This is a genomic window from Streptomyces sp. NPDC048637 (assembly GCF_040650675.1).
Lineage (GTDB): Bacteria > Actinomycetota > Actinomycetes > Streptomycetales > Streptomycetaceae > Streptomyces.
In genome coordinates this window covers 281,279-301,355 of record NZ_JBEZHQ010000003.1, presented here as the reverse complement: position 1 = coordinate 301,355, position 20,077 = coordinate 281,279, and the positions used below count along the sequence as shown (strand labels likewise).

Annotated in this window: 21 protein-coding genes; 6 read left to right on the top strand and 15 right to left on the bottom strand. The window is 70.1% G+C overall.

Translation table 11 applies throughout. From position 1 onward, the window contains the following. Positions 1-58: 58 nt before the first annotated feature. Entirely contained in the window at positions 59-601 is a 543-nt protein-coding gene (locus tag AB0C46_RS06545; RefSeq protein ID WP_362826181.1) for a gamma carbonic anhydrase family protein, read from the top strand. Positions 602-709: 108 nt separating this feature from the next. On the opposite strand, the gene AB0C46_RS06540 is transcribed toward AB0C46_RS06545, so the two are convergent. The 9 genes from AB0C46_RS06540 to AB0C46_RS06500 all read right to left on the bottom strand — a co-directional run bounded on the left by AB0C46_RS06540 (position 710) and on the right by AB0C46_RS06500 (position 8,754). Beyond that, positions 710-1,474: an enoyl-CoA hydratase/isomerase family protein gene (locus AB0C46_RS06540; protein ID WP_362826180.1), complete on the bottom strand. Its 765-nt coding sequence runs from the start codon at positions 1,472-1,474 to the stop codon at positions 710-712. Positions 1,475-1,498: 24 nt separating this feature from the next. Further along, a complete protein-coding gene (locus AB0C46_RS06535) occupies positions 1,499-2,737 on the bottom strand; it encodes a cytochrome P450 (protein ID WP_362826437.1) in 1,239 nt (412 codons plus the stop codon). 129 nt (positions 2,738-2,866) lie between these two features. Then, positions 2,867-4,231, bottom strand: coding sequence for a cytochrome P450 (locus AB0C46_RS06530; RefSeq protein ID WP_362826179.1), 1,365 nt, complete (start codon positions 4,229-4,231; stop codon positions 2,867-2,869). Positions 4,232-4,241: 10 nt separating this feature from the next. After that, a complete protein-coding gene (locus tag AB0C46_RS06525) occupies positions 4,242-4,832 on the bottom strand; it encodes an ATP/GTP-binding protein (RefSeq protein ID WP_362826177.1) in 591 nt (196 codons plus the stop codon). Then, the gene (locus AB0C46_RS06520; RefSeq protein WP_362826176.1) at positions 4,807-5,187 is read right to left on the bottom strand and encodes a DUF742 domain-containing protein; all 381 of its coding nucleotides are present in this window, start codon (positions 5,185-5,187) and stop codon (positions 4,807-4,809) included. Before AB0C46_RS06520 ends, AB0C46_RS06525 begins: the two co-directional genes overlap by 26 nt. Then, entirely contained in the window at positions 5,184-5,597 is a 414-nt protein-coding gene (locus AB0C46_RS06515; protein ID WP_362826174.1) for a roadblock/LC7 domain-containing protein, read from the bottom strand. Before AB0C46_RS06515 ends, AB0C46_RS06520 begins: the two co-directional genes overlap by 4 nt. Then, positions 5,594-6,841, bottom strand: a complete 1,248-nt coding sequence (locus tag AB0C46_RS06510) for an ATP-binding protein (RefSeq protein ID WP_362826173.1) — start codon at positions 6,839-6,841, stop codon at positions 5,594-5,596. Before AB0C46_RS06510 ends, AB0C46_RS06515 begins: the two co-directional genes overlap by 4 nt. Positions 6,842-7,269: 428 nt before the next feature. Further along, positions 7,270-7,626, bottom strand: a complete 357-nt coding sequence (locus AB0C46_RS06505; RefSeq protein ID WP_362826171.1) for a DUF4333 domain-containing protein — start codon at positions 7,624-7,626, stop codon at positions 7,270-7,272. Between the two features lie 132 nt (positions 7,627-7,758). After that, on the bottom strand, positions 7,759-8,754 hold the full coding sequence (locus tag AB0C46_RS06500) for an alpha/beta hydrolase-fold protein (RefSeq protein WP_362826169.1): 996 nt from the start codon (positions 8,752-8,754) through the stop codon (positions 7,759-7,761). A 296-nt stretch (positions 8,755-9,050) separates the two neighbouring features. On the opposite strand from AB0C46_RS06500, the gene AB0C46_RS06495 reads away from it, so the two are divergent. Together AB0C46_RS06495 and AB0C46_RS06490 are read left to right on the top strand one after the other, a co-directional pair. After that, positions 9,051-11,105 carry an AAA family ATPase gene (locus AB0C46_RS06495; protein WP_362826167.1) on the top strand — a complete coding sequence of 685 codons (2,055 nt, stop codon included), beginning with the start codon at positions 9,051-9,053 and terminating at the stop codon, positions 11,103-11,105. A 103-nt stretch (positions 11,106-11,208) separates the two neighbouring features. Then, complete coding sequence (locus tag AB0C46_RS06490; RefSeq protein ID WP_362826165.1) at positions 11,209-11,418, top strand: hypothetical protein; 210 nt, start codon at positions 11,209-11,211, stop codon at positions 11,416-11,418. 140 nt (positions 11,419-11,558) lie between these two features. Here the strand turns inward: AB0C46_RS06490 and AB0C46_RS06485 are convergent, their stop codons facing one another. Next, positions 11,559-12,209 (bottom strand): DedA family protein, encoded by a 651-nt coding sequence (locus AB0C46_RS06485; RefSeq protein WP_362826164.1) that lies wholly within the window; start codon positions 12,207-12,209, stop codon positions 11,559-11,561. Positions 12,210-12,435: 226 nt separating this feature from the next. Next, positions 12,436-12,891, bottom strand: coding sequence for a DUF4442 domain-containing protein (locus tag AB0C46_RS06480; RefSeq protein ID WP_362826162.1), 456 nt, complete (start codon positions 12,889-12,891; stop codon positions 12,436-12,438). 247 nt (positions 12,892-13,138) lie between these two features. On the opposite strand from AB0C46_RS06480, the gene AB0C46_RS06475 reads away from it, so the two are divergent. Further along, complete coding sequence (locus AB0C46_RS06475) at positions 13,139-14,425, top strand: MFS transporter (protein WP_362826436.1); 1,287 nt, start codon at positions 13,139-13,141, stop codon at positions 14,423-14,425. A gap of 60 nt (positions 14,426-14,485) precedes the next feature. Here the strand turns inward: AB0C46_RS06475 and AB0C46_RS06470 are convergent, their stop codons facing one another. From AB0C46_RS06470 to AB0C46_RS06455, 4 genes are all read right to left on the bottom strand, one after another. Next, entirely contained in the window at positions 14,486-15,340 is an 855-nt protein-coding gene (locus tag AB0C46_RS06470) for a fused MFS/spermidine synthase (RefSeq protein WP_362826160.1), read from the bottom strand. Positions 15,341-15,403: 63 nt separating this feature from the next. After that, positions 15,404-16,246 carry a patatin-like phospholipase family protein gene (locus tag AB0C46_RS06465; protein ID WP_362826158.1) on the bottom strand — a complete coding sequence of 281 codons (843 nt, stop codon included), beginning with the start codon at positions 16,244-16,246 and terminating at the stop codon, positions 15,404-15,406. A gap of 167 nt (positions 16,247-16,413) precedes the next feature. Further along, on the bottom strand, positions 16,414-17,586 hold the full coding sequence (tuf, locus tag AB0C46_RS06460) for an elongation factor Tu (RefSeq protein WP_362826157.1): 1,173 nt from the start codon (positions 17,584-17,586) through the stop codon (positions 16,414-16,416). Positions 17,587-17,695: 109 nt separating this feature from the next. Continuing rightward, positions 17,696-17,884 carry a hypothetical protein gene (locus tag AB0C46_RS06455; protein WP_362826156.1) on the bottom strand — a complete coding sequence of 63 codons (189 nt, stop codon included), beginning with the start codon at positions 17,882-17,884 and terminating at the stop codon, positions 17,696-17,698. Between the two features lie 237 nt (positions 17,885-18,121). Here AB0C46_RS06455 and AB0C46_RS06450 point away from each other — a divergent pair, with 237 nt between their 5' ends. Together AB0C46_RS06450 and AB0C46_RS06445 are read left to right on the top strand one after the other, a co-directional pair. Continuing rightward, the gene (locus AB0C46_RS06450) at positions 18,122-18,823 is read left to right on the top strand and encodes a VTT domain-containing protein (RefSeq protein WP_362826155.1); all 702 of its coding nucleotides are present in this window, start codon (positions 18,122-18,124) and stop codon (positions 18,821-18,823) included. A gap of 196 nt (positions 18,824-19,019) precedes the next feature. Continuing rightward, positions 19,020-19,892: an undecaprenyl-diphosphate phosphatase gene (locus tag AB0C46_RS06445; protein ID WP_362826154.1), complete on the top strand. Its 873-nt coding sequence runs from the start codon at positions 19,020-19,022 to the stop codon at positions 19,890-19,892. Positions 19,893-20,077: the final 185 nt, after the last annotated feature.

The following is a 20,077-nucleotide window of genomic DNA, read 5'->3' as shown; positions in this document are numbered from 1 at the left end:
CCGCGCCCGTCGTCTACGGTGCTGTTGGCGCGGCAGCAGAACGGTGAGGAGATCCAGGATGGCGGAACGGGCATTGATTTCACCGGTGGGCGGGAAGGCGCCGAAGGTCGATCAGAAGGCGTTCACCGCCCCGACATCCGTCGTGCTCGGCGAGGTCACGATGGGCCCGGGCGCCAGCGTCTGGTACCACACGGTGCTGCGCGCCGACTGCGGCCCGATCGTGCTCGGCGCCGACAGCAACATCCAGGACAACTGCACGGTGCATGTGGATCCCGGCTTCCCGGTCACCGTCGGCGAGCGGGTCTCGGTCGGGCACAACGCCGTGCTGCACGGCTGCACCGTCGAGGACGATGTCCTGATCGGGATGGGTGCCACCGTGCTGAACGGGGCGCACATCGGGGCGGGCTCGCTGGTCGCCGCGCAGGCGCTGGTCCCCCAGGGCATGCAGGTCCCGCCCGGCTCGCTGGTCGCCGGGGTGCCGGCGAAGGTCAAGCGGGAGCTGACCGACGAGGAGCGCGAGACCATCAAGCTCAATGCCGCCATGTACCTGGAGTTGGCGGCACGGCACCGGGAGGACGTGCCGGGGGACGCCGGGGACTGAGCCCGGCCGCCGGCCGGGCGGCACAGCGTGCGGCCCGATGAGGTCCGACGGGTGCGGCCCGCTCCGGGACCGCACCCGTGCCTGTTATCGCCGTCCCCTGGCGCCACGTCAGCCGAGCCGTTCCGACCCGGCGGCCGCCAGCACCGACGTCAGCATTTCCGCGTCGAAAAGGGTGGCGTCCGCAAGGCGGCCGGCGCCCGCGTAAGCATTCATCATGACCTTGGCGGTCCGCAGAGCTGCCGGAGATCTGCGGACCAAGGGTCTGGTCCACCGTGCGATCACCTCGTCCAGCTCGCTCTCCGGAACGGCCTTGTGGAGGAGGGCGAGCTCGGCCGCCTTCGCCGCGTCGAAGCTCTCCCCGGTGAGGATCAACTCGCGGATCCTGGCGGCTCCCGACTCGTTGAGCAGGCGTGGCAGTACGCCTCCCCAAGCAGGTGGCATGCCCAGCGCGAGCTCCGGCAGCCGGAAGCGGCAGCTGTCCGCCCCGGCCCGCAGATCGCAGAACACCGCGAGCGCGATGCCCGCACCGATCACCCCGCCATGCAGCCGGGCGATGGTGACCGCGCTGGTGGCCGCGAGTGCTTCACACACCCGCCGCGCCTTGTTGCCCATGGCACGAAGGGCCGCTCCGGAACGGTCCGCGGCGAGGGACTCCGTGAACTCCCGGCGGTCTCCGCCCAGACAGAAGTCCGCTCCCGCACCGGAGAGGATCACCACCCGTATCTCGGGCCGGTCGTGCAACGCGCCCAGTACGGTCAGGAGTTCGTCGAGCATCGGCTCACCGAGCGCATTACCGGTATCCGGGCTGTTCAACTGGACGTTGAGCAGCGGGCCCTGATGGCTGACAGCAAGGGTCTTGAAGTTATCGATCACGACGCTCTTCCTACCTCACCGCTCTCAGGACTCCACCACGGGCAGTGTCATGAGCCGCCGGAAGGCCACCCGCGGTGCCCAGTCGGGCGTACGGCTCAGCCCCAGGGTGGGGAACCGCCGGAGCACGCCGGTCAGCAGCGTCGTCGCTTCCAGCCGGGCCAGCGCGGCGCCGAGGCAGTAATGGATCCCGCCGCTGAAGCTCAGATGGGTGGCCTTGCGCCGGACGTCGAAGTGCGCGGGGTCGATGTGGTGTGCGGGATCGTGGTTGGCAATGCCGATCATCAGGTGCACCATCTGGTCCTTCGCCACGGGGATACCCGCGAGAGTGGTGTCCTCGCCGGCGATCCGGCTCACCACATGCGTCGGGGAGTCGTAGCGCAGAACCTCTTCGACGGCCGCCGGTATGTAGTCCGGGTAGGCACGCAACCACCCCATCTGCCGGGGGTGTTCGGCGATCAGCCACACCATTGTGGACAGCAGGTTCGAGGTGGTCTCCAACGCTGCCAGAACCACGAACAGGGCGAGTCGGTAGACGGCCTCGTCCGCGGCATCCTGATGCGGTTCGAGTTCGTCCCAGGTTCTTATCCACGCCGAGACCGGGTCATTACCGGGCGCGCGACGGCGTTCCCGCACCAAGGCAATGAAATACTCACGCAGATCCCGGGTCGCGGCATCGGACTGCGCGAGCTGACTCGCCGAGGGCAGCAATTCCTGGGCGAATACCTGATCGTGGGTGAGCGACCGCAGCAGCGGATAATCCGCGGTCGGCAGACCGAGCCACTCTCCTATCGTCATCACCGGCAATTCTTCGCTGACGAGGGCGCCGAAATCCGCCTCACCGTCCTTCATCCTTTCCGCGAACCGGTCGAGCAACTCTTCAGTATTGCGCTCGACCGAATTCTTGATGTTATCCAAGCACTTGCGGTCGAACATGTTGCCCACCGACCGCCTGGCCCGCGTGTGGTGCGGCGGATTGAGCCCGGGCAGTGTGCTGGCCATCTGCTGCGAGGAAGGCGCCATCCAGCGGGTCGCCTCGCCCTGCCTGGCCCGCCAGGCACTGTCCGGCACCAGCCACGATCTGTTGCGCAACACGTGGTCACACAGGCCGAAAGAGGTCACCAGATGGCCGCCCCAAGGTGCCGGAACAATATCTCCCATCGACCGGAGTTCCGCGTAGTGCGGCAATGGATTCGCTTGGCCTTCCGATGTGCGCAGACGGGAGAAGAGCCGTATCACGGAGCGTCGGTCGACGGACGGAACCATTGGCGGGGCAACCGTGGCGGATTCCACTGCGAGGACTCCTTCATTCAATGCAGGTCGGGATGACCAACCCTGACTACCCCTGCGATTGAAGGTTTACGCGCCACGGAAAGCGAATTCATGTCGTGAACATCACACCTTCCACCAGGAGAGGAATGAACTCCACCACTTACCCCGCTGTGACCCATTCCGGTCGTTTCCGGGGGCCATTTCGGCCGTTTGGTCACCCGTTGCGGAGCCACGGGATGCGTGCCGCTCGGGGCGCACCGGGGTGAAACGGGCGGGCAGCACTTCCAGTGCCCGGTGGAACGGGCCGGGCCGCCAGGTCAGGCTTTCCGCGGGCAGGGCCAGATCGATGTCCGGGAGGGTGTTGAGCAGCTTCTCGATGGCCAGCACGGACACCAGCAGAGCGGGATCCTTGGCGGGACAGGCGTGCGGACCCGCGCCCCAGGCGAGATGTGCCCGCTTGCTGAGCATTTGACGGCCCGTCGAGAGATTCGGGTCCGTGTTGGCGGCCGCGAAACTGATGACCACGGGATCGCCGGCCGGCAGCTTGACTCCCCCGAGCTCCACATCGTGCACGGGGTAGTGCACGCCGTAGTTGGCTATCGGAGCGCTGTTCCACAGCACATCGTTGATGGCATCGTCGACCAGCAGTCCGGCCGCGTTCTGGTCACCCGCGTACTTCTCATCCGTCAACAGCAGCCGCAGCGCGCTGGAGATGATGTTCTGTGTGGGCTCCGTCCCCGCCGCGATGAGGGTGACGAGCTGATGGACCATCTCCTCGTCGGAGAGCCCGGACGGGTGCTCCATCAGCCATGAGGTGATGTCCTCGCCCGGCGAACGCCGCTTGAGCGCCACCAGCTCCAGCAGCGCCTCGGTGAGGACCTCGTTCGCCTTCTCCGCGTCGACCCCGTCAAAAATGCCCGATATGCCGAAGACCAGGCGGTCACCGATCCCGGCGGGGCAGCCGAAGAGGTCGTTGAAGACCAGCAGCGGCAGCAACTGGGCGTAGTCGGCGATCAGATCCGCTCGGCCCCGGCTGCTGAACTGGCTGATGAGATACGCGGCGACGCGGTCGACATGGCGGCTCAGTCGGTGGGTGTCCACCCGGGCCAGGCTCGCCGTGACCGACTGACGCAGCCTCATGTGCTCCGCGCCGTCCGAGAACAGGCAATTCGGCCGGTACATCATCATCGGCAGCACGGGGCTGTCCAGGGGCACCCGCCCCTCGTTCATCGCACGCCAACGGCGGGAGTCCCGCGCGAAGGTATCCGGATTCTGCAGCACATGGAGCGCCGCGGCGTAGTCCGTGACGAGTTCGGCCTCCACACCGGGAGCGAGCTCGACGGGCGCACTGGGCCCCTGCTGTCGCAGGATCTCGTAGAAGGCGTCCGGGGCGGCGGCGAATTCAGGGCCGTGCAAGGGAGCCGGTTGGCCACCGGCGTGCGCGGGGCAGCCGGGCGGTGGGCTCTGGAATTCCGAGTGAGATTGCATGCCTGAACTCCTAGTTGAGGCGGGACTGGAGATATCGGACGAGCGCGATCAGTGAATCCGCCGAGGAACGTTGGTCCCGTGCGTCACAGCTCACCACTGGCGTCTCAGGAAGCAGGTCCAGTGCCTCCCGGATCTCGTCGAGCGAGTGCGAGGGCGACCCGTCGAAGTGGTTCACGGCGATGGCGTAGGGGATTCCGTAGTGTTCCACCAGGTCCATGACAGGGAAGGACTCATCGAGCCGCTTGGGGTCGACCAGGACCAGCGCCCCGAGCGCACCACGCGTCATGTCCTCCCACACCTGAACGAAGCGCTGCTGGCCGGGCGTTCCGAACAGATAGAGGACCAGCTTCTCGCTGAGCGTGAGCCGGCCGAAGTCCATGGCGACCGTGGTCGTGATCTTGCCGGGTGCGCCTTTCGGATCGTCTATTCCTGCACCCGCCTGCGTCATTACCTCTTCGGTCCGCAGCGGCGGAATCTCGGACATGGTCCCGATGAATGTTGTCTTCCCCACGGCGAAGTGTCCGACCACGAGGATCTTCGCCGCGGTCTGCACTGAATTGCGCAGATACACGCCGTCATCCAAAGCGAGCCTGGAGTCCATTCAACACCTCCTCTAGGATTTGCCGGTCGACAAGCTGAGCGCTAGGTATGGGCGCGCGGCAGTAGAGATATCCCTCCTGCGCGAGGTCGGACACCAGAATCTTGACGACGCCCACCGGCAGCCGGGTGTGCCCGGCTATCTCGGCGATCGAGAGAAAGCCCCCCGAACACAGCTCCAGCAGGCTGAGCTTCTCCGGATCGAGGGGTTTCGTACGGGGCGGTTCCGCCTGCACGGTGACCAGAGTGATCAGCGAGAAGTCACTGCCGTCAAGAAGATCGCGGCCGTTGGTGATGACGTACGGCCGTACTAATTCCGCTGCTTCGTGTTCCAGCTCCGGCTCGTCATCGGTTGTCATGGCTGAATATCAGCCCTCTCGCGAGGCGGACTGGTCAGCGCCTTACCGAGCTGGCCGACCAGCTGTTGCATGCGGAACGTGATCTCTGCCATGTCGACATCGGGCGACGCCGAGACCGCGAGATAGGCGCCTTCCCCGGCCGAGATAAGAAAAACCCAGCCATGGTCGAATTCAACCAGCGTCTGCCGCCATTGCGGCCGGTTGGCAGCGGCACCGCCGTGACAGAAATCGGCGACCGTACGGCTCAGCGACTGCATTCCGCTCATTGCGGCGGCCACGGTATCGGCGTGGTCCCGGCCGACATCCTTCGAACGGGCCATCAGCAGACCGTCAGCGGAGACGAGGATGGCATGCTGTGCTTCAGGCAATTCCAGAGCACTGTCAAGCATCCACGACAGATCGTAGTTCACTGAACCTCAGGCCCTTCATTGCTTGCATTGGTGGAACGGCGGCCGGATTGCGTGCCGCGCTGGAATGCACCCATAACAGATGCCGCCTTTGCGCTGTCGCGGGCCGGGGTTTCCGTGCTCTCGGATTCGGTCGGCACGATGGAAATCGCACCGCGGCGGCGCCGCTTCGGCAGACCGCCGGCCGTCGTCTCGGGAGTCGGGCGGGCGCCGGTCGGCTGCCCCAGGGGCGACGGGCCGGGAGCCGGGGAGCCGGCCGCCGGGTATCCGGGTGCCGGGTATCCGGGCGCGGGCGGAGCCGGGGCGCCAGGGGCCGGGTGACCAGGAAGATTCTCAGGCGGCAACGGGGCGGACGCGGCCACGGCAGGACTCTCCTCGGGCTCGTGCAGAGACGTCAGTAGATCGTCGGGGAGCAGGACGACCGCGCGCACGCCACCGTAGGGAGAGGTGGAATCCACCGATACGCTGAAACCGTAGCGGGCGGCGAGCACGCCCATGACGGTGAATCCGAACTGCGGCGGGTTACCGAGGCTGGAGACGCTGGCCGAATTCTCGCTCGACAGCAGCTGAGCGGCTCGCGCCTTCTCCTCCTCGTTCATGCCGACACCGGCGTCGTCGACGACGATGCAGACACCCCTGGGCACCGGCCGGATATTGATCTCGATCATCGTTTCCGGCGCCGAATAGCTGGTGGCGTTGTCCAGCAGTTCGGCAAGCACCAGGGCAACCGGTTCCACGGCGCGGCTCACGATCGCGAAATTACTCTGCGACCGGATCTCGACGCGCGTGAAATGGCGAATACGGCCCTTCGCGCTGCGGACCACATCGTAGAGCGAGGCGTTGTGCCGTCGCCGACCGAGCCAGCCGTCACAGAGCACGGCGATGGACTGGGCCCGCCGTGCGAACTGCGAATTCATGTGGTCGATGTCGAGCAGATCCTGAAGGATCTTGTGCTCGCCGTATGTCTCCTGCAGCTTGGAAATCGCCAGCTGCTGTTCGCTCGCCAGCCCCTGCAGGGTCCGCATGGCGGCCTTCAAAGTGGTCTTGGTGGCCTCTTCGGCCCGGTCCTTGGCCTCTTCGACGGCCTCCGAGTAATGATCTTCAAGATTGGCGTAGTGCTGCTTGAGCTCGACCTTCTCTTTTCGAAGCTCCGTGATCTTCATTCTGCCGCGAATAATCGCGGTTGCGGCAACAGGGGTACCAGCGATCAATCCCCAGAGCGCTGGATCCTGGAAGTATTGCGTCATAAGACTCTCTTCGGACGGCGGAGCCACCAGGTGTCGTATGCCTGGCTGCGACGTAGAGAATCATTCGCGGTCCCAGACATACGTATACGGCCGCGCACAGTCGCCTGCCAGAAAGCCATCGAAGGGCCGGCTAATGGCATAGTTCTCCCCGGGGTGGCGGTTTTCTTAGGCCAATGCGCGGAATTTCTTTCTTGCCTTAGCAGGTGACTACCCGGTTGGCAAGTGCGATGATCTTAGCATCACAGCAACACCCGTCGTCCAACTGCGATCTGAACAGTTGCAACATCCGAAGCAGATTCAACAAAGGGCGCCTTTGGGGCCATTGGGCGTTGATGCAGGTCCTGGCGGCACGCAAGCGGGCCGACCGCTTCCTGACGGCCCGTTGATGCACCGACCCTTCACATAGCGAGCGCAACGTTCAGAAGCGGTCAGCGATGTGGCGCGTCATGGACATAGGTGATCTCACCACCGCGGACCCGGACGACCCGTACGGTCATGTCCCGGTCGGTCCCCCGCAAGTAGTGGGCCGTGCAGTGGGTCCGGGCCCCCTTGACGGCACGCAGATCCTTCGCGCAGTCGACCGAGCGCGGTCCCCTGGGGATCACCGGAAGCGACAGATGGCCCGAGATCGAGCGCGCGACCTCGTCGCGCGGGACGGTGTCGGACGCCCCGTCCACCTCACTGGTCGCGTCCCGGTCCGTCAGCCACCGGCTGCCCGCCGTGAAGCTGCCTGCCAGCAGAGCCGTACCGGCCAGCACCAGGCCGACAGCTCGCAGATTCCGCACAGTTCTCCTTCCCATGGGCACACCTCGGACACCGGCCGTGCCCACCGTGCCGGGTCATGGACAATTCTTGCCGGTGGCCCGCTTTCGGCAACAGGAGCCCCCCTGCGGTGCGTCCGGCCAGGCGACGGTGCGTCACACGGACGGTACGGGACCCTGCATCTGCTCGCTGATCCAGTGCAGCGAGTCGGCCATCCGCTGGATGTAGGTGTGCCCGCTGTGCACGCCGTCCGGTATCTCGAAGAGCGTGGAGTGGACCGGCCCGCCGGTGTGGTCCTTGATGAAGCGCTTCACATCGGGCACCGCCGCCTCCTTGCTGCCGAGCTCGAAGGCGAGATAGACCGGCAACCCGTTGCGCGCGGCCAGCTGCCGCGCCAGGTGACGGGGGTCATTGGCACGCATCTCGGCCGGATGCCCCTGCCACAGCGGTGAATCCGGCGCGGTATCAGGTCCGTTGACGATGGCCGCCTTGAACTTCTGCGGCTCCTTGAGGACGGCCTTCAGCGCGGCGAAGCCACCGGACGAGGACCCCATGAAGGCCCAGCCGTCACGGCTGTCGTACGTACGGAAGTTGGCCCGCGCGAAATCCGGTACGTCCTCGGTCAGCCAGGTGCCCATCTTGGGCTGCCCCGGGATGTCACTGCCGTCGTAGTACGTCCTGCCCGGATTGAGCACCGGCATCACGACGATGAACGGCAGCGTCTTGCCCTGCTGCGACCACTCCGCGATCCGTTCCTCCAGCGCAAAGGCCTCCCCGGCCCAGTAGTTGAACGGGTAGCCGTAGGAACCGGGCAGCGCGATCAGCACCGGGAAGCCGCTCTGCGCATACCGCGCCTGGTGGTACTCGGGCGGCACCCAGGCCCATATGTCGCCGGTGAAGCCGGACTTGCGGCCGTGCCACTTCGCCGTCACGACCCGGGTGCCGTCGTCCCCGGTCGGACGGAACGCCGTGAAGGAGGAGCGAGGCCCTCGGGGCGGCACCACCTGGGGCTGGCCATTGAGGGCGTCCGCGGCATGGGCCTGCAGGCGCGGCACGCTCGATGCGTCGACGAAATCCCTGCCGTCGCCACAACCGGCCAGCAGCCCCAGAGCCACCACACTCACCGCAGCGCGGACGCGCAGGCACTTCATCGGGACGTTCTCCTTGGGTCCTTGGACCGGCCGCGGGCAGCCACGCTGCCACTGCGCCACCGGTCGAAAGACACCACTTTAAGATCGTCCGCAACGCCCTCGACGCCGACCCCGGGCACTCTGACCTGGTGGTCCGCGCTCCCGGCTCCGCACGGAGACGTCCCTGCACGTCAAGTACGCCGGCCAGGTTTCCCTCGTTCGATGAGGCCACGGGTTGTTTACCGGACGGTCGGTTCTGGCAAGGTTGGTTCCCAATTCCGAAGGGCGCGGCGCTGTGCCGTGGTTGGGGATGACCGATGACCGCGAGGGCCGATCGCCGGCCGCTGCCCGGCGTAGTGGGACGGGCCGTTGAGCATGAGCTGGTGTCCGGGCTGCTGGGCAGCGCCCCGCTCGTGACACTGACCGGAGCCGCGGGAGTGGGCAAGAGCGTGCTGGCCCGCGCCGTCCTGGAGGAGCACACCGCCCGGCACGACGGTACGGTCCTCCGGGTCGGCTGCTGGGACGGTCCGGCCGCGGGCGGGCTGACGGAGACGCTGCTCCGGGCGGCACGGCCGGCGGACAGCGCGCGCCGGGACACCGCGACGGCCCTCGTCCGGCGGACCGCCCGCGCCTGCGCCGGCGATCCGGTGCGCGGCCGGGCGGGGCGGACGGATGCCCCAACAGGGGGCGCTCCGGCGGACGATACGGCGATTGCCGCGCTCGCCGCGTACTGCCAGCGGTATCGCGCGACCGTCCTGCTGGACGACTGCGACCCGCTGCGCGACGAGTGCGCACAGCTCGTGCGCCACCTGCTGCGGGCCGACCCGACGCTGCAGATCGTGGCGACCGCGCGGGGTGCGCTCGGGCTGCCCGAGGAGCGGATCGTCGAGATCGCCCCGCTTCCGGTGACGCTGGGCGAGGGGATCGCCGGGCCGGCCGTCGAGCTGCTGGCGGCCCGGACCGGAGCGGCCACGCCGGAGCTCCTGGTCGCCGTGTGCCAGGCGCTGGAGGGCTCACCGCTGGCGATCGCGCTGGCCGCGCAGCAGCTCGACCGGATGTCGTTGCCGCAGCTCGCGGCGCAGGTGGGGTCGGACGGTCCGCTCTACTACTCGGGGCCGGCGGCGACCGTGCGGCACACCTCGCTCTACGCCGCGCAGGCCGCGGGCTACGCCCTCTGCTCGCCCACCGACCGGCGGGTCTGGGCGAGGCTCTCGGTGCTGCCCGGTGATTTCGATCCCTGGCTCGCCGGTTGTGTCTGCACCAGCTGTGACGTTCCTGCGGCCGCGGTCGACGGCGCGCTGGAACGGCTCCTCAGCGCCTCGGTCATCGAGCGCGTACGGGACGCCGGCGGCGACCGTGAAGACACCGGAGGGGCGCTGCCGCCGCGCTACCGACTCCCCCGCGCCGCCCGCGACTTCGGGCGGACGCAGCTGCGCGAGGCGGGCGAGGAATCCGCGGCGCTGCGGCGCTTCCGGCAAGCCTGTGCGGCGCTCGCGGCCGAGGCCCAGATCGCCTGGCAGGGCCCGAATCAGCAGGTCGCCGTACGTCTGGTGGAGGACGAACAGGCCAACCTCGATGCGGCGCTGACCCGTCCCCCGCAGGACGCGGAGGATGCGCTCGGCGCACTGGAGATCGCGGTGTCGCTCTGGTTCCACTGGGCGGCCTGCGGCTTCCGCCGCGAGGGGCGGGCGCATCTGGACCGGCTGCTGCTGCTCTCCCGGGACGACACCGCGCTGCGGGCCCGGGCGCTGTGGCTGGCCGGCTATCTCGCGGCGCAGGAGCACTCGCTCGGCGCCGCGGAGGCGCTGCTCGACCAGGCATGGACGGCGGCCGTGATGCATGCGGACTCCGACGGGCTGGCCCGTATTGCGCATGCGCACGGCGTCCTGGCGCTGTACCGCGGGAACACCGCGGCGGCGGTGGCCTGTCTGGAGGAGGCGGCCAGGCACCGTTCCAGGGATCCGTGGTTCGGTCCGGGGCCCGCCCACAGCTGGGCGCTGCTCGCCGTCGCCCTGTCGTCGCTCGACGCGGAGCGGGCACGGGCGGCGGCCCGTCGCGCCTGGGAGACCCGGCACTCGGACGGCGATTTCTGGCTGTACTCGACGGTCCTCTACGCCGGTGCGGCGACCGAGCGCGCCCATGGGGAGCCGGCGGCGGCGCTGCGGGCCTGCCGTAAGGCGCTGGCGGCCAAGAAGCTCATCGGTGACCCGCTGTTCATCGCCGGCGCCCGCAACCTGCTGGCCGGTCTGCGACGTGAGGTGCGCGGCGGGGAGCCACTGCCGGACCGTGACGCGGAGGACCCGTGGTGGCGGCCCGACGGGCCGGACGTACCGCCGCAGCCGTTCTTCTCGCGGCTGCGGGCGGGGCCTTGAGGGCCGGGCCGGCCGGTGGCCGCCCCGGGCGGGCGGACACGCTGTGTGACGAACCCCTCGCGTTCGGGATGCGGGGGTGACGGGCCGGTCGCATGCTGGGGACATGAAGCGTGCCCCCGTGATCGTGCATCCGCCCTGCACAGGCGGGCGCCGTGTGACGCTCTACGGACAGGACCTGGGGCGGGCGCTGCGCCCCGGTGACGTGGCCGCGATCCTGCGCCGGGCCGGTTTCTGCACCACGGCCTTCGTCTGGGACGACACCGGCGTCTTCGAATGGCGGGACGGCGGGCCCGACGTCTGGCTGATGCCCTGACCCGACACCGCTCCGCGACCGTCCGACGGCCCTTACCTGTTCCCGAGTTGCACCACTCGGGCGTTCAACTGCCCGCCTTCACGGGCAGTTGGGGCCCACGGACCGCGGGACGGTTCGAGCCGCGGGAAGCGGCCGCGCGGTCAGTCGACCGTCGCGGCGACCGGGCTCTCCTCCACCTCGCGCGCGGCGGCGGCCTTCTTCGCCCGGTGCTTCATGAGGGCGAAGGAGCCGATGCCGAACAGCAGGGCGGCGACCAGCCCGAGCCAGGAGAAGCGCTTGAGCCACTCTTCGGCGACGACACCCACGCTGTAGATCAGCGCGGTCGTGCCGCCGGCCCAGACGATGCCGCCGAGGACGTTGGCGATCAGGAACTTCCAGTACGGCATCTTCAGTACGCCGGCGAGCGGCCCGGCGAAGATGCGCAGCAGTGCGATGAAGCGGCCGAAGAAGACCGCCCACATACCCCACTTGTCGAACTTCGCCTCGGCCATGGCGACATGGTCGGGCCCGAAGTGCTTGGGGAACTTGCGGCCGGCCCACTGCACCAGGGGCTGGCCCCCCTTGCGTCCGATCAGATACCCGATGGAGTCACCGATGATCGCGCCGCCGGTCGCACAGGCGCCCAGCACGTACGGATTGATGTGGTCCTGGGTCGCCGCGAGAATCGCGGCGCTGACGAGGACGATCTCACCGGGCAGTGGAATGCCCAGGCTCTCCAGTCCGATGACCACCCCCACCAGGAGGTAGACGCTCACGGCCGGTACCGACTCGAGCCACTCCTGGATGTGCAACGCCGATTCCTCCGCTGGTGTAGGGCCCCCGTGGGCGGCCGTGGCCGGCGTCCGTGACACCGCGCCGGTCGATCCCCTGGCGCACCGCAGCGCGCCCGGGAAGCCTACTCGATCGGGCCGCCCGGGGACCGAATCCACGTGCGGTATGCAACATCTGGCGCGGGACGCGACGACGGCCCGCCGCGCGGCGCACGACGGGCCGTGAGAGCCCCACGGGGGGAGTTGCTCACTTATTGGGGCGCAGGGTCCACACGATGCTCATCTCGCCGGTCACCGCGCCGTCCTCGCGGGTGATGGCGATGTTCACGGGGAATTCCGGTCGCTCTCCGGCGTCGAGCTCGGCGACGATATCGGCCACCGGGCGGCCCAGCTCCGCGGTGGCGGTGACGGGCCCCATGGCGAGCTTCTTGTAGCCGATCTCGGCGCGTACCGCCAGGGGCACCGCGCGGCCGAGCTGGTCACCGAAGGCCGCCATCACGATGGCGCCGCTCGCCGACTCGGCGAGGGTGAACATCGCGCCGGCGTGCGGACCGCCGACGTGGTTGTGGAAGTCGGGCTGGTCGGGCATGCGGACCACGGCGCGCTCGGCGGTGGTCTCGGCGAACTCGAGGTTCAGGGTGCGGGCCATCGGCACGGATGCCGCCATCATTTCGCCGATCGACGGCAGGGTCTCGGAGGACATGAGGTCATGTTACCTAGCGGTAGCTTAGGTGTGAAGAGCCGGCCTCGACGCGGGCCCGCCCATGGCCGGACGCCGGGCGATATGCCGGTGCCGCCCACACCCCGGCCCGCCTATCGTTGACGCCCATGTGGCCAGGACAGCAACACAGCGGAGACGGACGGGTGACGTGCCCGGCACGCCCCGTGCACCGACCGGACGACCCGAGCCGGAAGCGGTCCGCCACGGCACCCTCCGCGCCGGTGCGGTCCTGGTGAGGGCCGTCCCCCCATGGGCGGGGCGCAACTATCTGCTGCTCACCGGCGCTACGGTGATCGCGAACCTCGGCAGCTCCGGCGCGCTGATCGCGACCGCCTTCGCGGTGCTCGCCGCCGGCGGCTCCGCCACCGATGTCGGCCTGGTCGCCGCCGCGCGGACGCTCCCGCTCATCTTCTTCCTGCTGATCGGCGGCGCGGTTGCCGACCGGCTCCCCCGGCATCGCGTCATGGTCGCCGCGAACGCCCTCAGCTGTGTCTCCCAAGGCCTGTTCGCGCTGCTCGTGCTGGCCGGGGAGCCGCAGCTGTGGCAGATGGCACTGCTGGCCGCGCTCGGCGGCACCGGACAGGCGTTCTTCGCGCCGGCCTCGGAGGGCATGGTGCTCGCCAGCGTCTCCGGCGACCAGGCGGGGCGCGCCTTCGCCGTGTTCCGCATGGGCATGAACGGCGCGAACATCGGCGGCGCGGCACTGGGCGGCGCGCTGGTCGCCGCGATCGGGCCCGGCTGGGTACTGGCCGTCGACTCCGCCGCCTTCGCCCTCGCGGCGGCGCTGCGCGCCTTCCTCGACGTCAGCGGGGTCCCCGAGCGGGCCCCCGGCGGCGGGATGCTGCACGATCTGCGGGACGGCTGGCGCGAGGTCGCCTCCCGGCCCTGGCTGTGGGCGGTGGTGGTGCAGTTCTCCCTCGTCAATGCGATGGTGTCGGCCGCCGAGGCGGTCTACGGACCGCTGGTCGCCGAGCAGCATCTGGGCGGCCCCGGCCCCTGGGGGCTGGCGCTGGCCGCGTTCGGTGCGGGCACTGTGGGCGGCGCCCTGCTGATGACCCGCGTCACACCACGCCGCATGCTGCTGACCGGTGCGCTGTGTGTCTTCCCGCTCGCCCTTCCGTCCGCCGCGCTCGCCGTCCCCCTGCCCGCGGCCGGACTCACCGCGATCATGTTCGGCACCGGGATCGCGGTCGAGGTCTTCGCGGTGATGTGGATGACGGCGCTGCACCAGGAGATCCCCGAGGACAAGTTCTCCCGGGTCTCGTCCTACGACTGGCTCGGGTCCCTGGCCATGGTCCCGCTGGCAACCGCGCTGGCCGGCCCCGTCCAGGACCTGATCGGCCGGACGGCCGCGCTGTGGGGCTGTTCGGCGGTGATCGTGCTGCTGACGGCGGCGGTGCTGTGCGTACCCGACGTCCGGCGTCTGACGCGGCGTACGCGGCCGGAGCCGGCAGCCGGGGCACCGGCCTCCCGCGCGGCCGAGGCGGCCGAACCGGACACCGCGGGGGCGGAGTGACCGGTCGCGGCGGGGGCGGAGTGACCGGTCAGGGCGGCACCGCGCCGCGGCGGGCCGGGGTCAGCCCACGCTGAACGCGCCGTCCGGCGGCACCGGGGACGCCACCGCCTCGGCATCGCGTACGGGTACCGCGTCCGCGATCAGCCGCCGCAGCGCCGCGCCGTGCTCGACCCGGGCCGGAAAGGCGTCGCCGGCCGTCCGCCGGGCCAGGGCGGCGAGGGGGAGCGGCGCGCGCGAGGCGAGCAGCACGGCGTTGCCGAAGCGGCGGCCGCGCAGCACCGAGGGCTCGGCGATCAGTGCGAGATGCTCGAAGACCGTGGCGAAATTGGCGAGTTGGCCGCGCAGAAAGGCGAACGGCGCGCTGTCCGCGAGGTTCGCCGCATAGCAGCCGTCCGGCCGCAGCACCCGTGCGGCGGCCCGTGCGTACTCGACCGAGGTGAGCTGGGCCGGCACCCGTGACCCGCCGAACACATCCGCCACGATGACGTCGGCACTGTCCTCCGGCGCCGCCTCCAGCGCCGTACGGGCGTCCTCGGCATGCACGGTGATCCCGCAGTTGCCGGGCAGCGGCAGCCGCTCCGTCACCAGGGCGAGCAGCCCGCGGTCGGCTTCGACGACGTCCTGCCGGGAGTGCGGGCGGGTGGCGGCGAGATAGCGCGGCAGGGTCAGCGCTCCGCCCCCCAGATGCAGCGCGTCGAGCGGCCGCCCCGGGGCGGCCGCCTCATCCAGGACGTGTGCCAGCCGGCGTACGTACTCGAACTCCAGATGGGCGGGCGCGTCGAGGTCCACGTACGACTGCGGTGCGCCGTCCACGGTCAGCAGCCAGGCACGGGGCCGGTCGACGTCCGGCAGCAGCTTGGCGGTACCGCAGTCCACGGTCCGGGTGACGGGTATCGGCTCGGGTGCTTCGTCCACCGTCCCATTGTGCCGGTACCCGCGGCGCCCCGGCCCCGGTCGCCGCGGGTACCGGCCGGCCGGTCAGTCCGACCAGACCCGCCGGACCTCCGCCGCCTGCACGGCTGCCTGCCGGCGCCCCGCACGGGCGGCGTCCGCGCGCTTGGCGGGGTCGAGGACATTACGGCCGAAGGCCGACCTGGCCGCGCGGTCGGGGGTGATCACACACACCCGTGCGCCTCCGCGCACCAGTCGCACGCCCTGCGCCCGCGGTCCGGCGATCGGTCCGCCGCCGGCCGCCATCGGCGCGACGACCACCACGCGCTCGTATCCGGCGGCCAGATCGGCGTTGGCGGTGGAGTGCACGCCGCCGTCGATCCAGCGCGTGCCGTCGATGGTGACCGGCGGATAGATGCCGGGGACCGCGCAGCTCGCGCCCACCGCGTCGAGCAGCCCCACCCTGCTCGCGTCGTCGAAGGCGGTCCGCTCCCCCGTCGCCGCGTTCACCGCCGTGATCACCAGCCGGCGGGCCGGCCAGTCGGTCAGCCCCAGGGTCCGGGCGATCACCGTGCGCTGTTCCGCCTCGGGGCGGGTACGCGCCGCGAGCGCCAGCTTCCCCATCCGTACGCCGAAGGAGACCGTGTCACGCGAGCGCAGCGCGATGGCCGCGAACCGGGCCAGGGCGGCCGGGCCCATACGGGCGGCCGAGCGGTCCTCCGGTACGGCGAGCTGGCGTTCGTACATGTCCTCCAGGGGCAACTGCCGGGAGGTGAGATGGGCGCCGACGATCGATCCGGCGGAGGTGCCGATGACGACGTCGGCGTCGGTGAGGTCGACGCCCGCCTCGGCGAGTCCGGCGAGCATCCCGATCTCCCAGCCGATGCCGGTGAGCCCGCCGCCGCCCAGGACCAGTGCCGTACCCGCCATGGGGTCTCCCTCGCGCCTCCCGGCCGACCGGCCGCACCGTGCGGCGCGGCCGGATCGCCCTCGTCATCCGTGGCGAGCAGTCTCGCACTCCGCCCGTTCCCGGGACAGCGGGCGGCTGCGCCCGGCACCGGGTAGGCGCCGGGCGCAGCCTGATGACCTGCGATGTCTCACTCCTCGACGGTGCGCACGGTGCCCGCGCCGACGGTCCGGCCGCCTTCACGGACGGCGAAGCCCAGCCCCCTTTCCAGCGGTACCTCCCGGCCCAGTTCGACCGACACCGTCACCGTCTCGCCGGGGCGGGCGATGCCCCGCTCGCCGAGGTCGAGGTCGCCGACCACGTCCGCGGTGCGGAGGTAGAACTGCGGCCGGTAGCCGGAGGACAGCGGCGTCCGGCGGCCGCCCTCCTCGGTGGAGAGCACATACATCTCGGCGGTGAAGCGGCGCCGCGGTGTGACGCTGCCGGGCGCGGCGACGACATGCCCGCGGCGCACCTGGTCACGGTGCAGACCGCGCAGCAGCAGCGCGACATTGTCGCCCGCCTCGGCGGACTCCATGGGCTTGCCGAACGTCTCCAGCCCGGTGACCGTCGTCTCGGCCTCCGCGCCGAGCACCGCGACCCGGTCGCCGACCCGCACCGTGCCGCGTTCGACGGCTCCGGTGACGACCGTGCCGCGCCCGGTGATGGTCAGCACGTTCTCCACCGGCAGCAGGAACGGCGCGTCGACATAGCGCTCGGGCGTCGGGACATAGGTGTCCACGGCGTCCAGCAGCGCCTCGATCGCCTGCGTCCAGCGCGGGGCGCCCTCCAGGGCACGCAGCCCCGAGACCCGTACGACGGGGATGTGCTCCCCGTCGTAGCCGTGCGCTCTCAGCAGTTCGCGCACCTCCAGCTCCACCAGGTCGGTGAGCTCCGGGTCGCCGGCGTCGGCCTTGTTGAGGGCCACGACGATGTGCCGGACGCCCACTTGCTTGGCGAGCAGCACATGCTCGGCGGTCTGCGGCATGATCCCGTCGAGCGCGGAGACGACCAGGATCGCGCCGTCGAGCTGCGCCGCGCCGGTCACCATGTTCTTGATGAAGTCGGCATGGCCGGGCATGTCGACATGGGCGTAGTGCCGGGTGCCGGTCTCGTACTCGACATGCGAGATGTTGATGGTGATGCCGCGGGCGGCCTCCTCCGGGGCCCGGTCGATCCGGTCGAACGGCACGAACGTCCCGCTCCCCCGGTCGCTGAGGACCTTGGTGATGGCCGCGGTCAGCGTGGTCTTGCCGTGGTCGACGTGACCCATGGTGCCGATGTTCAGGTGCGGCTTGGTGCGCACAAATGCCGTCTTGGGCATGGTGTTCTTCCTCGCAACAGTGCGGTGAGAACGGCGACTTGGCGCCGTGGGGACCCCTGAGCCCCGCCGACCCTCCCCCTGCGGGGTCCGCCGGACGATCCGGAGAGGGTCAGCTTCGTGCGCCGTCGGTCGCTGCGGCGGCCGGGACGCCGGCCGCTGCGACAGCGGTGGCCGCCGCCACCGGGACGGCACCTGCGGGTGCGAAGTCCGCTGCGGCGATGGCCGCGAGGAGGTCGACGGCAGCCTTCGGCGCGTCCGCGACTGCGGACGGGAGCGCGAGGAAGGCGTGCCGGGACATGCGTCCTATGGTGCCGGTCGGCCGCCCCGGCGTCGAACGATTTATCCGGCCTCCGAGGCGGCCCGGCGGCGGCACGGCTGCCCGCCGGACCCGGGATGTGGCGGCGCCCGGCACACAAGGTCACCTGGCACCTCGATCACGCCCTCCGAGGACGGGACGGCAGGGCCATGCGCGCGGCTCCGGGGTGTCCGGGCCCGCTGACGGCTTCCTGGCGCCGCCGTCGGTTACGCTCCCCGGATGTTCCCGCCCGCCGCAACGCCCGACGGCCTCGCCGCGCGCTGCACGCGTGTGCTGTTCTCCCCCTGGGCCCGGCTCGGGCTGCTGCTGGCCCTGCTGGCCTGTGCCGCGGCCGCGATGCTGCTGTGGCAGCCGCAGCACCTCCTCACCGATGGCCTGCCCGGCCGGGTGTCCGGCCCGACCGCCTTCCTGGTCTTCACCGTGGCTTACGGCGGGTGCACCACCGCTTTCGTGCCGCGCCCGGTGCTCAACCTCGCGGCGGGCGCCCTCTTCGGCAGTCAGGCCGGCCTGGCCGCCGCCCTCGCCGGGACCGTGCTGGGCGCCGGGCTGGCCTTCGGGCTCGGCCGGTTCCTCGGGCAGGACGCCCTGCGCCCGTTGCTGCGCGCCCGCTGGCTGACGGCCGCCGACCGGCAGTTGAGCGAGCACGGCTTCCGCTCGATGCTGGCCCTCCGGCTCTTCCCCGGGCTGCCGTTCTGCGCCACGAACTACTGCGCCGCGGTCTCCCGTATGGGCTGGCTCCCCTTCCTCCTCGCGACGGCGCTCGGCAGCATCCCGAACACCGCGGCGTACGCCGTTGCCGGCGCGCGTGCCTCGACGCCCACCTCGCCGCTTTTCCTCGTCGCCCTGGGCTTCATCGCCGTCAGCACGCTGGGCGCGCTGGTGGTGGCATGGCGCAAACGGAAGACGCTGCGCGGGCACTGAACGCGGTGGGGCGGGCGACGGATTCCGCAGCGGCCGCCGCGGGGCGGGCACAGTAGGTCCGGGCCCCTTTGGCCGCCCGGACATCTTCGGACGTTACGCTGCCCCGGTCGGCGGTGATCCGCATCCGCCGCCACTGTCCGCTTTCTCCCGCCTCGCGCAGGTCAGCGCTTGATCACCCTTGGATAGCGTATTTTCCATGTCTTGGTTTGAATCTTTCGTCCTCGGACTTGTCCAAGGGCTGACCGAGTTTCTGCCCATCTCCTCCAGCGCGCATCTCCGTTTGACCGCGGCGTTCGCCGGCTGGCCGGACCCCGGTGCGGCGTTCACCGCCATCACGCAGATCGGCACCGAGGCGGCCGTCATCATCTACTTCCGCAAGGACATCGGGCGGATCATCTCGACGTGGTCCCGCTCCCTCTTCAACCGGGAGCTGCGGCACGATCACGACGCCCAGATGGGCTGGCTGGTGATCGTCGGCTCGATCCCGATCGGTGTGCTGGGCATCACGCTCAAGGACGCCATCGAGGGCCCGTTCCGCGATCTGCGGCTGATCGCCACCACCCTCATCGTCATGGGTGTGGTCCTCGGCATCGCCGACCGGCTGGCCGCCCGCGACGAGACCGGCGGCCGGCACCGCGTCGCGAAACAGCGCAAGACCCTCACCGACCTCAGCGTCAAGGACGGCCTCCTGTACGGCATCTGCCAGGCCATGGCGCTCATCCCCGGCGTCTCCCGCTCCGGTGCCACGATCAGCGGCGGCCTGCTCATGGGCTACACCCGCGAATCCGCTGCCCGTTACTCGTTCCTGCTCGCCATCCCGGCCGTGCTGGCCTCCGGCGTCTACGAACTCAAGGACGCCGGCGAGGGGCACGTCTCCTGGGGCCCCACCCTCTTCGCCACCGTCATCGCCTTCGTCGTCGGCTACGCGGTGATCGCCTGGTTCATGAAGTTCATCTCCAACAAGTCCTTCATGCCCTTCGTCATCTACCGCATCCTCCTGGGCATAGCCCTCTTCGCCCTGGTCGCGGCGGGCACACTGACGCCGCACGCGGGCGAGACGGCGGGCTAGGGTCTGTCTGGCGAACGACGGGACTTTGAAGGCAGGCCCTGGGGCACGAGGCCACGCAGTCGGCCCGGCGTTCCCGCCACACTTCGTTCGTCACCAGGGCTGCGGCCTGCACCCTGCTCCTCGTCCCCGCACCACTCCTCGTCCCCGCACCGGGCAATCCGGGCGGGGACGCGCCGTTCCGGGCC

Excerpts from the sequence above, each read along its gene's own strand:
- AB0C46_RS06480 (WP_362826162.1), bottom strand. The coding sequence starts at position 12,891 with ATGTCCTCCGAGACCCTGCCGTCGATCGGCGAAATGATGGCGGCATCC.
- AB0C46_RS06510 (WP_362826173.1), bottom strand. The coding sequence starts at position 6,841 with ATGACGCAATACTTCCAGGATCCAGCGCTCTGGGGATTGATCGCTGGT.
- AB0C46_RS06465 (WP_362826158.1), bottom strand. The coding sequence starts at position 16,246 with ATGGCGGGTACGGCACTGGTCCTGGGCGGCGGCGGGCTCACCGGCATC.
- AB0C46_RS06455 (WP_362826156.1), bottom strand. The coding sequence starts at position 17,884 with ATGTCCCGGCACGCCTTCCTCGCGCTCCCGTCCGCAGTCGCGGACGCG.
- tuf (WP_362826157.1), bottom strand. The coding sequence starts at position 17,586 with ATGCCCAAGACGGCATTTGTGCGCACCAAGCCGCACCTGAACATCGGC.
- AB0C46_RS06545 (WP_362826181.1), top strand. The coding sequence starts at position 59 with ATGGCGGAACGGGCATTGATTTCACCGGTGGGCGGGAAGGCGCCGAAG.
- AB0C46_RS06450 (WP_362826155.1), top strand. The coding sequence starts at position 18,122 with ATGTTCCCGCCCGCCGCAACGCCCGACGGCCTCGCCGCGCGCTGCACG.
- AB0C46_RS06490 (WP_362826165.1), top strand. The coding sequence starts at position 11,209 with ATGAAGCGTGCCCCCGTGATCGTGCATCCGCCCTGCACAGGCGGGCGC.
- AB0C46_RS06535 (WP_362826437.1), bottom strand. The coding sequence starts at position 2,737 with ATGGTTCCGTCCGTCGACCGACGCTCCGTGATACGGCTCTTCTCCCGT.
- AB0C46_RS06445 (WP_362826154.1), top strand. The coding sequence starts at position 19,020 with ATGTCTTGGTTTGAATCTTTCGTCCTCGGACTTGTCCAAGGGCTGACC.
- AB0C46_RS06520 (WP_362826176.1), bottom strand. The coding sequence starts at position 5,187 with ATGACAACCGATGACGAGCCGGAGCTGGAACACGAAGCAGCGGAATTA.
- AB0C46_RS06525 (WP_362826177.1), bottom strand. The coding sequence starts at position 4,832 with ATGGACTCCAGGCTCGCTTTGGATGACGGCGTGTATCTGCGCAATTCA.
- AB0C46_RS06495 (WP_362826167.1), top strand. The coding sequence starts at position 9,051 with ATGACCGCGAGGGCCGATCGCCGGCCGCTGCCCGGCGTAGTGGGACGG.
- AB0C46_RS06530 (WP_362826179.1), bottom strand. The coding sequence starts at position 4,231 with ATGCAATCTCACTCGGAATTCCAGAGCCCACCGCCCGGCTGCCCCGCG.
- AB0C46_RS06500 (WP_362826169.1), bottom strand. The coding sequence starts at position 8,754 with ATGAAGTGCCTGCGCGTCCGCGCTGCGGTGAGTGTGGTGGCTCTGGGG.